The 13,769-nt window shown below is 71.2% G+C and carries 13 protein-coding genes; 7 read left to right on the top strand and 6 right to left on the bottom strand.

Features of this window, described 5'->3' with window-relative positions; translation table 11 throughout:
- Positions 1-122 precede the first annotated feature (122 nt).
- The gene (locus DFR72_RS27735; RefSeq protein ID WP_372511383.1) at positions 123-668 is read right to left on the bottom strand and encodes an RNA polymerase sigma factor; all 546 of its coding nucleotides are present in this window, start codon (positions 666-668) and stop codon (positions 123-125) included.
- Positions 669-763: 95 nt separating this feature from the next.
- Here DFR72_RS27735 and DFR72_RS27730 point away from each other — a divergent pair, with 95 nt between their 5' ends.
- The gene (locus DFR72_RS27730) at positions 764-1,432 is read left to right on the top strand and encodes an 8-oxoguanine DNA glycosylase OGG fold protein (protein WP_147290342.1); all 669 of its coding nucleotides are present in this window, start codon (positions 764-766) and stop codon (positions 1,430-1,432) included.
- Here DFR72_RS27730 and DFR72_RS27725 read toward each other — a convergent pair.
- A complete protein-coding gene (locus DFR72_RS27725) occupies positions 1,429-2,571 on the bottom strand; it encodes a PucR-like N-terminal domain-containing protein (RefSeq protein ID WP_090063472.1) in 1,143 nt (380 codons plus the stop codon). The two genes, DFR72_RS27730 and DFR72_RS27725, sit on opposite strands and share 4 nt — an antisense overlap.
- 86 nt (positions 2,572-2,657) lie before the next feature.
- Here DFR72_RS27725 and DFR72_RS27720 point away from each other — a divergent pair, with 86 nt between their 5' ends.
- From DFR72_RS27720 to DFR72_RS27695, 5 genes are all read left to right on the top strand, one after another.
- Positions 2,658-3,725: a ferredoxin reductase gene (locus DFR72_RS27720; protein ID WP_090063471.1), complete on the top strand. Its 1,068-nt coding sequence runs from the start codon at positions 2,658-2,660 to the stop codon at positions 3,723-3,725.
- A 168-nt stretch (positions 3,726-3,893) separates the two neighbouring features.
- Positions 3,894-5,012, top strand: coding sequence for a fatty acid desaturase family protein (locus tag DFR72_RS27710; RefSeq protein WP_090063469.1), 1,119 nt, complete (start codon positions 3,894-3,896; stop codon positions 5,010-5,012).
- Between the two features lie 120 nt (positions 5,013-5,132).
- Positions 5,133-6,914 carry a CocE/NonD family hydrolase gene (locus DFR72_RS27705; protein ID WP_090063468.1) on the top strand — a complete coding sequence of 594 codons (1,782 nt, stop codon included), beginning with the start codon at positions 5,133-5,135 and terminating at the stop codon, positions 6,912-6,914.
- 61 nt (positions 6,915-6,975) lie between these two features.
- The gene (gene lgt, locus DFR72_RS27700; protein ID WP_090063467.1) at positions 6,976-7,899 is read left to right on the top strand and encodes a prolipoprotein diacylglyceryl transferase; all 924 of its coding nucleotides are present in this window, start codon (positions 6,976-6,978) and stop codon (positions 7,897-7,899) included.
- Positions 7,900-7,949: 50 nt separating this feature from the next.
- Positions 7,950-8,651, top strand: coding sequence for a class I SAM-dependent methyltransferase (locus DFR72_RS27695; RefSeq protein ID WP_090063466.1), 702 nt, complete (start codon positions 7,950-7,952; stop codon positions 8,649-8,651).
- On the opposite strand, the gene DFR72_RS27690 is transcribed toward DFR72_RS27695, so the two are convergent.
- Positions 8,639-9,148 carry a YceI family protein gene (locus tag DFR72_RS27690; RefSeq protein ID WP_090063465.1) on the bottom strand — a complete coding sequence of 170 codons (510 nt, stop codon included), beginning with the start codon at positions 9,146-9,148 and terminating at the stop codon, positions 8,639-8,641. The genes DFR72_RS27695 and DFR72_RS27690 overlap by 13 nt on opposite strands.
- Positions 9,145-9,465, bottom strand: coding sequence for a hypothetical protein (locus DFR72_RS27685; protein ID WP_090063464.1), 321 nt, complete (start codon positions 9,463-9,465; stop codon positions 9,145-9,147). The genes DFR72_RS27690 and DFR72_RS27685 overlap by 4 nt, the downstream gene beginning before the upstream one ends.
- Before the next feature lie 109 nt (positions 9,466-9,574).
- On the opposite strand from DFR72_RS27685, the gene DFR72_RS27680 reads away from it, so the two are divergent.
- Complete coding sequence (locus DFR72_RS27680; protein WP_170176415.1) at positions 9,575-12,274, top strand: ATP-binding protein; 2,700 nt, start codon at positions 9,575-9,577, stop codon at positions 12,272-12,274.
- On the opposite strand, the gene DFR72_RS27675 is transcribed toward DFR72_RS27680, so the two are convergent.
- Positions 12,258-12,914 (bottom strand): response regulator, encoded by a 657-nt coding sequence (locus DFR72_RS27675; protein WP_090063462.1) that lies wholly within the window; start codon positions 12,912-12,914, stop codon positions 12,258-12,260. The genes DFR72_RS27680 and DFR72_RS27675 overlap by 17 nt on opposite strands.
- Positions 12,911-13,696, bottom strand: a complete 786-nt coding sequence (locus DFR72_RS27670) for a sensor histidine kinase (RefSeq protein WP_090063461.1) — start codon at positions 13,694-13,696, stop codon at positions 12,911-12,913. Before DFR72_RS27670 ends, DFR72_RS27675 begins: the two co-directional genes overlap by 4 nt.
- Between the last annotated feature and the right edge of the window lie 73 nt (positions 13,697-13,769).

The raw sequence follows: 13,769 nt of genomic DNA, 5'->3' as shown, positions 1-13,769 counted from the left end.
GTGCTCGGGCGGGCCGGGCCGGTGGTCTGGGGTTCGGCAGGGCTGATGGGTGGCCGCGCTGCCGTGGGGCGTACCTGGTTGCCGAGTGGCGGTGCCGTTGGCCGGCGTGGCGCGGTGCGTCGTCATGTCAGGGCCTCCCTCATCGCGATCCGGGCCCGGCGGGCGCGCGTCTTGACGGTGCCCTCCGGCACCCCGAGCAGCACCGACGTCTCCCGCACCGACAGCCCGTCGAGCACCATCGCCTGCAACACCTGCCGCAACTCGGGCGCCAGGCGGCGCAGCGCGTCCCCCACCTCGTCCCCGACCACCCCGTCGAGCACCTCCTCGTCGGCAGCGGCGGCGGGAACAGGCGCGGCCGCGGCGGGTGGCGTGGCGTGGTGGGCCCGGCGGCGGAACGCGTCGATCAGCCTGCGAGCGGCAATGGTCCACAGCCACCCCACGGCCGTACCGCCCGCCGCCGCACCGGCGAACGCGTCCGCGGCCCGCCACACGGCCAGGTAGGTCTCCTGCAGCACCTCGGCGACGATCTGCTCGTCCGAACAACGCCTGCGCAGCCGCACGGTCAACCACGGCGAGGTGCGGCGGTACAGCTCCTCGAACGCGCGGCGGTCACCTCGTGCGACCCGGCGCACGAGCTGCTCCTCGTCGAGGCCTGCCTCACCCCGGATGGCTCTCACACTCCGCAAGACGTCGAGATCGTGGCTCAGGTTCTCGTCCCGCTGTGGCGTGCGCCACTCCGGCGCGCCGGGTAACGGCGGCTGACGTGGTCGGCGATGCAGGCGGTATGCCTATGACAGACCTGTCGACGTTGAGCCTGCCGGAGTGGGCTCGCGGCGCGGCGGTCGTGGAGAGCCCCGTCCTGATCAAGCCTGAGTGGTGGCGCGACGAGATCAGCGCGCGCCATCTTCCCGGCACACCGCCGGTCGAAGACCGGATCACCAGGGCCGGCGTCCGGGCACCGGCCGACGACGTGTTCACCCTGCTGTGGCGGACCCTGGCCTGGGGGTCTGGCAGGTATCTGCGGCTCAACGCTCAACGGCTCACCAGCATCGCTGCGGACGTACCGCGCTGCGAGAAACTGCTGACCGAAGCCGCCGACCGGGCCCGCAGCGACCCCGGCGCCGCGTTCGCGCTGTTCAGGCCTGGTGTCCGCAACGAAATCCGGTACCTCGGCCCGTCGTTCTTCACGAAGTTCCTGTACTTCGCCGGTGGGGGAGCACCGGACCACCCGTGCCTGATCCTCGACCGCCGCGTGGCGACCGTGCTGCGCGAACGGTGCGGCTGGACCTCGCTGCACCGCAAAGGCCCTTGGCCTGCGGAAACCTACGAGCGCTACTGCGGCCTTCTGGCGAGATGGGGCCGCGAGAACCACTGCACTCCCGACGAGATCGAACTCACGCTGTTCAATATCTTCAGTGTTGACCAAAACTAATCCGTCAAAGGCAGACCCACCGCCAGCGTCAACTCCAAAACCCGCTGCGGAGACCCGAGATCCGGAAAGAGGTCCCGCAACTGCCCCATCCGGTACCGGACGGTCTGCGGGTGCACGAAGAGGGCAGCGGCCACCTCCTCGCGCCGGCCGTGGTGCAGCAACCAGGCGCGCAGCGTCTCTTCGAGGCGCCGGGCCGTTGTGGCCGGCAACGCCAGCAGGGGGGCCAGTGCGCGGGCACGCAGGTCGGCGTAGGCGTCGGGGTCCGCGCTCAGCACGAGGGAGGCGAGGTGCTCCTCGGTGTCGCGGATGTCGGGGGAGAGGGAGCGCGCGCGTACGGCTCGTTCGTAGGAGGCGGAGGCACGCATCCATGGGCGCGCTGGTCCTACGACGGCGCTGCGGTGGTTGAGCTGTCGTAGCAGGTGGGCGCGGTCTGCGTCGGGCACGAACAGCACGCCGGTCGTGTCCGGCAGGTCGTCCAGGACGAGGGTGCCGGGGTCGAGCGAGCGGTAGGCGGGGCGGGCCTGGAACGCGGGGAGCAGGACCACCGTCAGCGTGGTCGGGGGTTGCCAGGCTGCGCGTCCGGCGGAGGTCAGCAGGACCTCGGCGCTTGCGCCGGCCAGCAGGTCCCGGGCCAGTTGTTCGAGGTGGCGTTCGTGGGCGAGGCCTCGGGCGGCCAGTTCGTCGGCGTGGCCCGCGGCGCTCGCGGCGGACAGCTCGTCGATGTAGGCGAAGGTCAGTTCGGCGAACTTCGCCACCTCCGCGGCGGGCAGACCCGCTGGTACGGCGCCTGCGGCCAGACCTCGCCAGGCCACGCGGGCGCCGACCCGGTACGCGCTGAGCAGCGCGTCCATGGAGCGGCCGTCGCGGACTTCGCCGCGGCCGAGTTCGTAGGCCGCCTCGCTGGCGTCGCCGCCCCCGCCCGTGCCGCTCGCGAGGTCCAAGTACAGTCCGAGCGCCGTGCGAACGGCACGGCGGATGGTGCCACCCATGCGCCCGGAAAGTGCGTTGGCATAGCTCGGCACCTCGGTGATGATGGCGCGGACCACTTCGTCGGCGGTCGGCCTCAGGACCGCCCGCAACGCGGTCACGGTCTTCTCATCGAGGGCCAGTTCGGTGGCCCTCCTCATTGCGTGAGTCACGATTTGTTCCCTGCGAACAATCCAGCCCGGCAGATTCACGTCCTGCGGACAGGACTTTACGCCCTGAGGCGCATCAAGCTGGAGTCATGACGAGTGCCGCCCTTCGCAGCAGGGCGTGGAAACTGCTTGAGCTGGTCACGACGCCGCTGCTGCCGTCCGACTACCTCGACCTGGTGAGCCCCCTCCGCGCCGGTGCTGACCTGCGCGGCCGCATCGAGGCCGTGCACCGCGAGACAGACGATGCCGCGACGATCGTGATCAAGCCCGGCAAGGGCTGGCGCGGTCACGTCGCCGGTCAGTACGTCCGGATCGGCGTCGACGTCGACGGTGTGCGCATGTGGCGCGCGTACTCGGTGACGTCGCCGACGAACCGCGCGGACGGCCGCATCACGATCACCGTGAAGGCCATCCCCGACGGCAAGGTCAGCAACCACCTGGTCCGCAGGACGAAGCCGGGCACGGTCATCCAGCTCGACCAGGCCACCGGTGAGTTCGTCCTGCCCGCCACCAAGCCCGCCAAGGTGCTCTACCTGACGGCCGGCAGCGGCATCACGCCCGCGATGGGCATGCTGCGCGACGCGCGGCTCGCCGACGTCGTGATGGTGCACTCCGCGCCGCGCAAGGAAGACGTGATCTTCCGCAACGACCTGCACGACCTGGTCGCCGACGAGGCGCTCAAGCTGGTCGAGCTGCACACCGACACCGACGGCATGCTCGACCTCGCCGAGCTGGAGAAGCTCGTGCCCGACTGGGCCGAGCGCGAGACCTGGGCCTGCGGGCCGGCCGGCCTGCTCGACGCCGCCGAGGCGCACTGGGCCGAGCATGGCGTCGCCGACAAGCTCCACACCGAGCGCTTCCGGCCCACGGTCGTCGTCGCCGGCGAGGGTGGCGAGGTCACGTTCGGCAAGACCGGCAAGACCGTCGAGGCCGATGGCGCCACCCCGTTGCTGAACGTCGGCGAGGAAGCGGGCGTGCTGATGCCGTCCGGTTGCCGCATGGGCATCTGCTTCGGCTGCGTGACGCCGCTGAAGTCCGGCGCCGTGCGAGACCTGCGCACCGGCGAGATCACCGAGGCCGAGGACAGCCCCACCGCCCACGTGCTCGTCCAGACCTGCGTGTCCGCCGCAGCGGGCCCTTGCGAACTCGAACGCTAGTCGATGTGACTCAGAACATCGGCTGGGTAATCCACAGACACCTGTCTGACCGCGAATTCGCCCGGCGACATTCCGAGCCACACCCGCCAGCCCGCGCCCACCACTGACATTCCTCCCCCCGTGAAGTGGCCCACCCCCAAGCCACTGGTTCCCCGGAAAGCGAGTCTCATGACCGCCATCGATCCCACCGCCCACCTGACCGACGAGCAGATCGAGGAGCTCGGCCGCGAGCTCGACGCGATTCGCGACGAAGTCATCGCGAGCCGAGGTGAGAAGGACGCGGCCTACATCCGCAAGGTCATCTCGATCCAGCGCAAGCTGGAGCTGACCAGCCGCGGCATCCTGCTGTTCTCGCTCTTCCCGCCGGCGTGGATCATCGGCACCGCCGGTCTGTCCGTCGCGAAGATCATGGACAACATGGAGATCGGGCACAACATCCTGCACGGCCAGTGGGACTGGATGCGCGACCCGAAGATCCACTCCACCACCTGGGAGTGGGACCACGTCTCCCCGGCCGAGCAGTGGAAGCACTCGCACAACGAGCTGCACCACACGTACACCAACGTGATCGGCAAGGACAACGACCTCGGCTACGGCATCATGCGCGTGGACGAGGACCAGAAGTGGCACCCGATGCACCTGGGCCAGCCGCTGTGGAACTTCATCAACGCGTGCTTCTTCGAGTACGGCATCGCCGCGTACGACCTGGAGCTCGGCAAGAACCTGCACAAGCGCCGCCGCAACCGCCCCGAGTTCCGCGCGCGTGCGGCGGCCGTGGGCCGCAAGATCCGCAAGCAGGTGCTCAAGGACTACGTGATCCACCCGCTGCTGTCGGGCCCGTCGTTCCTGACCACGCTCGCGGCGACGTTCACCGCGAACCTCGTCCGCAACATCTGGTCGCACTCGGTGATCATGTGCGGGCACTTCCCCGAGGGCGTGCAGACCTTCGAGCGCCGCTCGATCAAGGGCGAGACGCGCGGCCAGTGGTACCTGCGCCAGATGATGGGCTCCGCGAACATCAGCGGCAGCAAGGCCATGCACTTCATGACCGGCAACCTGTCGCACCAGATCGAGCACCACCTGTTCCCGGACCTGCCGAGCAACCGGTACGCCGAGGTCGCGGTCAAGGTGAAGGCGCTGTTCGAGAAGTACGAACTGGACTACGTGACCGGCCCGCTGCCCAAGCAGGTCTTCTCGGCGTGGCACAAGGTCTTCCGCCTGTCGCTGCCGAACCGCAAGCCCAAGGTCAAGACGCCGGCCAAGGACAAGGAACTGGTCGCCGCCTGAGACGGGCAATGGTTTAGATCTTTCGGCCGTACCGGCGACACCGTCGGATTCGGTGAGATTCCTTCGTAGGGCCCGAGTTCCACCCCTGCTGCTTCATCGGGCCCTCCGACGGAGGAACTCATGCGAAGGGTCTACCTCGTCACGGCCACCCTGCTCATGGCCGCGACGATCTACACGCCTGCCTCGAACGCGGCTCCTGCCGCCGCGGCGATCACCGAGACCGTCTACGTCGAGTCCACGATCGACAGTGACGCGGACGGCAAGCTCGACCGCATCGCCGCCGACGTCATGCGGCCGGACACGGCCGAACGCGTGCCGATCGTGATGGAGGCCAGCCCCTACTACGGGCTGGGCGCGGCGGCCGCGACGGCGACGAACGTGCCGCGCGGCTTCGGCCGCTGGTACGACGAGTACTTCGTGCCGCGCGGGTACGCCGTCGTCGAGATGGAGATGCAAGGCACCTCCCGCTCGACCGGCTGCCCGACCACGGGCGGTCCCGAGGACACCGCGAGCGTCCGCGCGGTCGTCGACTGGCTCAACGGCCGTGCCAAGGCGTTCTACGCGGACGGCCGCCAGGCGGTCGCGAGCTGGAGCACCGGCAACGTCGGCATGCTCGGCGTCTCCTACAACGGCACGCTGCCCAACGCGGCGGCCGCGGCGAACATCCCCGGTGTGAAGACGATCGTGCCGATCGCCGCGATCTCCAGCTGGTACGAGTACGCCCGCGATCAGGGCATCGGGTACAAGGGCTGGGAGTCGAACTACCCGACCTTCCTCGCCGACTACGTCGTGAGCGCGGCGCAGAAGGCGAAGTGCAAACCGGTGTTCGACAAGCTGTCCCGTGAGGACGGCGACGAGTCCTACGACTACACGTCGTTCTGGAAGGCCCGCGACTACCGGGTGGGCGCCCAGAACGTGTCCGCGTCGGTGTTCGCGGTGCACGGCCAGGCGGACTGGAACGTCAAGCCGTCGCAGTTCGGCCGCTGGTGGAACGCGCTCTCGGACCAGGGCGTGCCGCGCAAGATCTGGCTGCACCGGGGCGGGCACCTCGACCCGATCTCGTTCCGCCAGGCCGAGTGGCAGCGCGTCATGGGCCTGTGGATGGACCACTGGCTCAAGGGCGCGAACAACGGGATCATGAACGAGCCCATGGCCGACGTGCAGAAGCCCGACGGCAGCTGGGAACAGGCCGCCTCGTGGCCGCGCCCGGACACGAAGGACACCACGCTGTACTTCGGCCCGGCGTCCGGCGGCATGTCCGGTTCGCTGACCACCGCGCCGGTTTCGGGTGGCACGCAGACGCTGGTCGCGAACGCGAACATCAGCGAGGCGACCATGATGGCCGGTCCGGAGACCGCGAACACGCGACGGCTGGCCTACGTGACGTCACCGCTGACGAAGGACGCGCGGTTGTCCGGTGAGGTCAGCCTGACCGTCCGCATCGCGTCGAACCGGGCGTCGACGCCGCTCACGGCGTTGCTGGTGGACTACGGCCCCGGCACGCAGGCGGTGCTGTCCGAACGCAGTCCGCTGCAGCTCTCTCAGGAGGTGTGCGGCAAGAACGACCTGCGGGACAAGACCGGCTGCGCGCGTCCGCCGGACGTGTCGATCCAGGCGGTCTCGGCGACGATGCTGACCAAGGGCGCGATCGACGCCAAGAACCGGTTGTCGCTGGAGACCGCGACCCCGTTGCCCACCAACGGGTCCACCGCGGACGTCACCTGGAAGCTGCACGCCCGTGACGCGCTGGTCCCGGCCGGGCACCGGATCGGGATCGTGCTCGTCACGAACCACAACGCCTACCTCGCCTCGGACTCGGCGGCGAGCGGTGTCTCGCTGAACGTGTCGCTGGGTGCCAGCAAGGTGGTGTTGCCGATCGTCGGCGGTGCGCTGAACAAGTAGTGACGAGCCGGGGCCTGCGGACTTCACAGTGCGCAGGCCCCGGCGTCGTTAGGGTGGCGCGATGCTCCTGGCCGCCATCCCGAGTCCGACCCAGGGTGTCTGGCACCTCGGTCCGATGCCGATCCGCGCCTACGCTTTCTGCATCATCGCCGGCATCCTCGTGGCCGCCTGGCTGACCGAACGCCGCTACGTGCAGCGCGGCGGCAGGCCCGGCGTCATCAACCAGATCGCCACCTGGGGCGTGCCGTTCGGTGTCGTCGGCGCCCGGCTCTACCACGTGGCCACGTCCTGGCAGCCGTACTTCGGCCCCGGCGGCAGTCCCGTTCGCGCCCTCTACATCTGGGAGGGCGGGATGGGCGTCTGGGGAGCCATCGCGTTCGGCGCGCTCGGAGCCTGGATCGGCGCGAGACGCGCCGGCGTCGCGTTGCCGCCGCTCGCCGACGCGGCCGCACCGGGAATCCTGCTGGCACAGGGGATCGGCCGTCTCGGCAACTGGTTCAACAACGAGGTGTACGGCGGCCCGACCGACCTGCCGTGGGCGCTCACGATCCACGAGTGGGACCAGGACGCGGGCCGTGCGGTGATCGGTTCGGACGGAGCGCCCGTGGTGCTCGGGACGTTCCACCCGGCGTTCCTGTACGAACTGCTGTGGACCTTCGCCGCGGCGGCCGTGGTGATCTGGGCGGACCGCCGGTTCCGGCTCGGGCACGGCCGCGCGTTCGGGCTGTACGTGGTGCTCTACACGCTGGGACGGCTGTGGATCGAGGCGCTGCGCATCGACGAGGCGAACACGATCCTCGGCCTGCGGCTGAACATCTGGACCTCGCTGATCGTGGGGCTGGGTGCCGCCGCGCTGACGCTGTGGTCGGCGCGGCGGCATCCGGGCCGGGAGGACCTCAGGCCAGCTTCGGAGCCGAGTTCTACGCCTCCGCCAGCAGAGGTGGCGTCCGGACGGCCCGCTGAGGATCGATCGTCACCGTCCTGACCTCACCTGGTTCGCGTTGGTGACCACGGAGTTCGGGCAAGATCGATCGCATGAGCGACTACGACGCCGTGGCGCAGGCGTACGCGGCCGACAACGAGAAGAACTACGCGAACGCCTGCTACGAGCGGCCTGCGACGCTGGCGCTGGCCGGAGACGTGACGGGGCGGCGGATCCTCGACGCCGGGTGCGGTGCGGGCCCGTTGTTCGCGGCGCTGCGCGAGCGGGGCGCGGTCGTGAGCGGTGTCGACGTGAGCGCCGGGATGGTGGAGCAGGCGCGGCTGCGGCTCGGAGCCGATGCAGACCTGCGGGTCGCCGACCTGGGCGAGCCGCTGCCGTTCCCCGACTCCGAGTTCGACGACGTCATCGCGTCCCTGGTGCTGCACTACCTGCAGGACTGGGGCCCGGCGCTCGCCGAGGTGCGGCGGGTGCTGCGGACCGGCGGCAGGCTGATCGTCTCGGTCAACCACCCCACCGCCGGCTACTGCGAGGAACGGCTCGCCGGAGGCTGGCCCGACTACTACTCGACCTACCCGAGCCCCGCGCGGTGGCCGGTGGGGGACGGGGTGGTGGAGGTGACGTTCTGGAACCGGCCGCTGCACGCGATGACAGACGCGTTCGCCGCGGCCGGGTTCCGGATCTCCTCGATCAGCGAGCCGCCGCCGTTGCCGGAGGCCCGCGACCTGTTCCCTGGGGAGTTCGCGCACTACGCGGGCGCCCCGAACTTCCTGTTCTTCGTCCTTCAGGCGGACTGAGCGACCACCGCGGTGACGGTGACGTCCACCCACTTGCCGATCATGAAGCTCGGCGCGCGGATGCCGAGCGTCCTGCGGTCCAGCCGGGCCGTCGCGGTCAGCACGGCCTCACGTCCGTCCAATGAGGACAGCTCAACAGTGCCGTCGAGCTCGGTCTCGGTACCTCGGGCGGTCAGCGTGCCGGTGACGTGCCAGCCGGTCCCGCCGGTCCGCGCGGACGTCGCGGTGAACGTCATCACGGGGTGCCGGTCGAGGTCCAGCAGGCCGGGTTTGCGCAGGTCCTTGTCGCGTTTGGCGTTGCCGGTGTCGATGGCGCCGAGGTCCAGGGTGCCGTGCACGGCGAGCAACGCGCCGTCCGTGCCGATTTCGACGGTGCCCGCGGTGACGGGCACGGTCCCGTGCGCCTTGCGGCCGAGGTTGCCCACCTGGAACGACGCGGTGCTGCGGCTCGGGTCGGCTCGCCACACGCCGGCCGCGAGTGCTCTCGTGGCGGTCATGACTGCGCGCCGTCGTACTCGAAGACCTGGAGCACCGGGTAGATCTCGACGCGGTCCGCGCCCGGCAGCAACGCCGCGTCCTCGCCGGGCAGCAGGCGCGTGCCCATGATCGCCTTCTGGGTGTCGATCAGCGCCTGCTCGGACTCGGCGATCGACAGCACGACCTCCGACCCGTCGGCCCGGCGCAGCACGTAGGTCCTGATGTTGCCCGGCACCTTCATGGCCGCCGGCGCGATCCGCTGCTTCGCCGCGAAGTCCGCGGCGGCGAGCTGTTCGGGCCCGCGGGGGCCGTCGAAGTAGGTGAGCTGCGCGTACATGGTCGCCTCCTTTGGTGGTGCACCGAGTCTCGGCTCGTGCGGCGCGACACGGATCCGTGCCAGTACGGAGTCCGGTACCGAACCACCACCGGTCGGCGATACTCCCGGCGTGGAGGACGCCCCGATCTTCGGCCGCGACCGCGAACTGGCCTCGCTGCGGGCGGGCCTCGTCGCGGCGGCGGGTGGCGCCGGCCGTCTCGTGCTGGTCGGCGGCGAGGCGGGCATCGGCAAGACCCGGCTGGCCACGGCCGTCGCCGCGATGGCCTGCTCGTACGGCATCCCGGTCGCACGCGGCCACGCCGTCGACGACCCCGGCATGCCGCCGTTGTGGCCGTGGCGCCGCCTGGCCCGTTCCCTGCCCGCGCTGCACCGCGTGCTCTGCGACGCGCACTCCGGCACGGACGACTCGGCCCGCTTCGCCCTGCTCGCCGACGCGGCGGACGCCCTGGTCGCCGAGGCCGAGCCGGGTGGGCTGCTGCTCGTGCTGGAGGACCTGCACTGGGCCGACCGCACGTCGTTGCGCCTGCTGGCCCACCTCGCCACCGAACTGCCCGCTTCCCGGATCCTGGTCGTCGCGACCTACCGCGAGGCCGAGTTGTCCGAGCTGCTGCGCGCCCCGGCCACCCGTGCGGTGCAACTCCGCGGTCTGACCTGCGGCGACGTGGCCGGGTGGGTGCGTTCTGCCACCGACGAGTCAGACCCCGAGCCGGTGGCGGCGCGGCTCGTGGACGGCACCGACGGCAACCCGCTGTACGTGCGCATGCTGCTCGACAGCGGCGAGGTCGCGGGACACCAGGAGCTGCACCGGCTGGTGTTGTCGAGGCTGGACCGGCTGAGTCCGCGCGCCCGTGACGTGCTCGGCGTGGCCAGCGTCCTGGGGGAGCGGATCGACCCCGCGCTGCTCGCGGCCGTCACCGGGGAGGACCCCGCCGCACCGCTCGACGACGCGGTCGCCGCCAAGGTCCTGCAGGCCGACGACGGGTCGCTGGCCTTCGCGCACGCTCTCGTGCGGGACGCCGTGTACGAGGACCTGGCGCCTTCCGTGCGCGCGGACCTGCATCGTCGTTGCGCGCTGGCACTCGCCGCCAGTGGTGGTGCGCCGGGACGGATCGCGACGCAGTGGCACCGGGCCAGTGGGCAGGACGCTGCCGCGGAGTGCGCGAGGTGGGCGAGGGAGGCGGCGAGAGCGGCCACCGCGGAACTCGCCTACGACGAGGCGGCCGGGTTCGCGGCGCTCGCGCTGACCTCGGCGGAGGAGAAGACGGCGGAGCTCACCCTCGGCCTCGCCCGAGCCGAGTTCCTCGCGGGAGACACCCAGAGCAGCCTCGCCCACTGCCGCACCGCCGCTCGCCTGGCCCAGGAGGCCGGCACGCCCGAGCTGATGGCGGAAGCAGCTCTCGTGATCACCGGTCTGGGCGACCGCTCGCTGCTGGCCGCGGTGGACCAGCTCTGCACGACCGCGCTGCGGCACGTCCCGGAGGAGGCCACCGCGACCAGGGCCCGGCTGCTGGCCCGCCGGGCGATGGCGGCCACCACGACCGGTGCGGCGGAACGGGCGCGCGAGTTGTCTGCGGCGGCGTTGGAACTCGCCGTGCGCAGCGGTGATCCGGACGCGGAGCTGGACGGCATCCACGCGCGGCACCTCACCCTGTGCGCGCCGCAGTTCAGGGACGAACGGGTCGAGCTCGCGAACCGGGCCGTCGAGCTGGCCGGGACCGCACGGCAGCCGCACGCCGAGCTGTGGGGCCACGTCTGGCTGGTCGACGCGGCGATCCAGGTGGGCGACCTGGCCGAGGTGGACCGGCAACTGGACCTGATCGAGCAGTTCGCGGCAGCGCGGCAGCACGGGGTGGCCTGGTGGCACCTGCACCGGCTGCGGGCCACGCGGGCGGCGCTGGTCGGGCAGTTGCAGAGGGCGCGGGAGTGCAACGAGACGGCTCGAGTGGTGGCCGAACGGATGGGGGTCTCGGCGGCCAAGGGCATGTACCACGCGTTCCGCAACGAGCTGGCGCAGCTGGTCGGCGGCATCGACGAGGAGACGGCGCGGGAGGTGTTCGACGTGATCGCGCTGGTCGGCGACATCCCGCTGGCCCGCGTCTACGTGCCGTTCCTGCACGCGATCCTCGGGCAGACCGACCAGGCCCGGGCGACGTTCGAGGAGTTCCGGTCGATGCCGGCGACGCTGGAGGCCGGGCCGACGTGGGCTCCGCTGGTCGGGCAGATCGGTGTGGTCGCCTGCATGCTGGACGACGCCGAGACGGCGGCGAGCGTCTACTCGATCCTGTCCACAGTGGACCCTTGCTTCGCCGCGGACGGATCGGGCGCGGTGTTCTCCTCCGCCGCCACACCGCGGTTGCTCGGCGACCTCGCCATGACCTGCGGCCGGACGGAGGCCGCGGCCGGCCACTACCGGCTGGCCCTGGAGATGAACGCCCGCATCGGCGCCCGGCCGTTCGCCGCGCTGAGCCGGCTCGGCCTTGCCAGGGCCCTGACCGACCTGACGGCGGCCCGCACGCTCGCGGCCGAGGCGGCGGCCGAGTTCCGCGCGCTGGACATGCCGATCCGGCTGGCCGAGGCCGACCGGCTCCTCAGGCAGATCGGTGCCGCAGAACAAGCGCAGGACCCGTTGTCACCGCGCGAGTCCGAGGTCGTGGACCTGGTCGCGCAGGCCCTGACCAACCGCCAGATCGCGACCCGCCTGCACCTGAGCGAACGCACCGTCGAGACCCACGTGCGCAGCGTGCTGGCGAAGCTGGGCCTGCGCACCAGGACCGAGATCGCCGCGTGGGAGCTCACGCGCCGGGCGTGACCAGGCCCGTCTCGTAGGCGAGGACGACGGCCTGCGCGCGGTCGCGCAACTCGAGCTTCGCGAAGATGCGGGCCACGTGCGTCTTGACCGTCGCCTCGCTCAGGGTGAGATGACCGGCGATCTCCGAGTTCGACCGCCCGCTGCCGACGAGCGTGAGCACCTCACGTTCCCGTGGCGTCAACGCGGCCAGGTCCCGGTGCACGGCCGGAACGGAGACGCCGGAAGCGAACCGTTCCACCAGCCGGCGCGTGATCGACGGCGCGAGCAGGGCGTCCCCGGTCTCGATCAGCCGCACGGCCGCGACGAGGTGCTCGGGCGTGACGTCCTTGAGCAGGAACCCGCTCGCACCGGCCGCGAGCGCCTCGTACACGTACCGGTCGAGGTCGAACGTCGTCAGCATCAGCACCCGGCAGTCACCCGGTTCCCGCACGATCCGCCGGCACGCCTCCAGCCCGTCCATCCCCGGCATGCGGATGTCCATCAGCACGACGTCCGGCCGCAGGTCGCGCACCGCCGTCACCGCCTGGGCCCCGTCCGCCGCCTCGCCGACGACCTCGACGCCGCCGGAGCCCAGGATCATCCGGAACCCGATGCGCACGAACGCCTGGTCGTCCGCGATCACCACCCGCGGCCCGCTCACGGCCGCTCGACCGGGATCTTGGCCCGGACGCGGAACCCGCCGCCGAGCCGCCTGCGCGCGTCCAGGTCGCCACCCAGCGCGGCCACCCGCTCGCGCAGGCCGAGCAACCCGCGCCCCTGTCCGTCCTCGAAGGACACCCGGTCGCCGGACAACGCGCTGGGCCCCGAGTTCAGCACCTCGACGCGCAGGTGGTGCTCCGCGTACCGGACCGTCACCTCCGCCTGCCGCCCGTCGCCGTGCTTCAGCGCGTTCGTCAGCGCCTCCTGCACGATGCGGTACGCCGTGAGGTCGACACCGGACGGCAACGGCCGCGGCTCACCGGAGACGCGCACCTCCACGGGCAGGCCCGCGAAGCACATCCGGTCCACGAGCGAGCTCAGCCGGCTCAGACCCGGTTGCGGCGCCAGCAGGTCATCGCTGTCTGCCGACGGCGCGAGCAGCCCGAGCATGTGCCGCAGTTCGGTCATCGTGTCGCGGCCCGCGCTCTCCACCGCCAGCAACGCGTCGGCCGCCTGGCCGGCACCGGTCGAGAGCACCCGCCGCGCCGCTCCTGCCTGCACGACCATCACGCTCACGTTGTGGCTCACGATGTCGTGCAGCTCCCGCGCGATCCGGGCACGTTCGGCGTCGACGGCGCCACGGGCGGCGGACTCCCGTTCCCGCTCCAGCAACCAGCCTCGTTCCTCCACCGCACGGGTGTACGCGCGTCGCGCCCCCGCCAGCCGCACCGCGAAGTACGCGGCGGCCAGGCAGGCGACGACGGCCACCACCAGCTCCCACACCCCGCCACTGTCCCAGAGCGGCGATCACCCGCGCATCAAACCCCGGATGCAGGCCCTACACCCACAGGATGAC

The organism is Lentzea flaviverrucosa (assembly GCF_003350445.1).
Taxonomy (GTDB): Bacteria; Actinomycetota; Actinomycetes; order Mycobacteriales; family Pseudonocardiaceae; genus Lentzea; species Lentzea californiensis.
The sequence above is the reverse complement of the archived record's forward strand: the minus strand, read 5'-3'. Positions and strand labels throughout refer to the sequence as shown.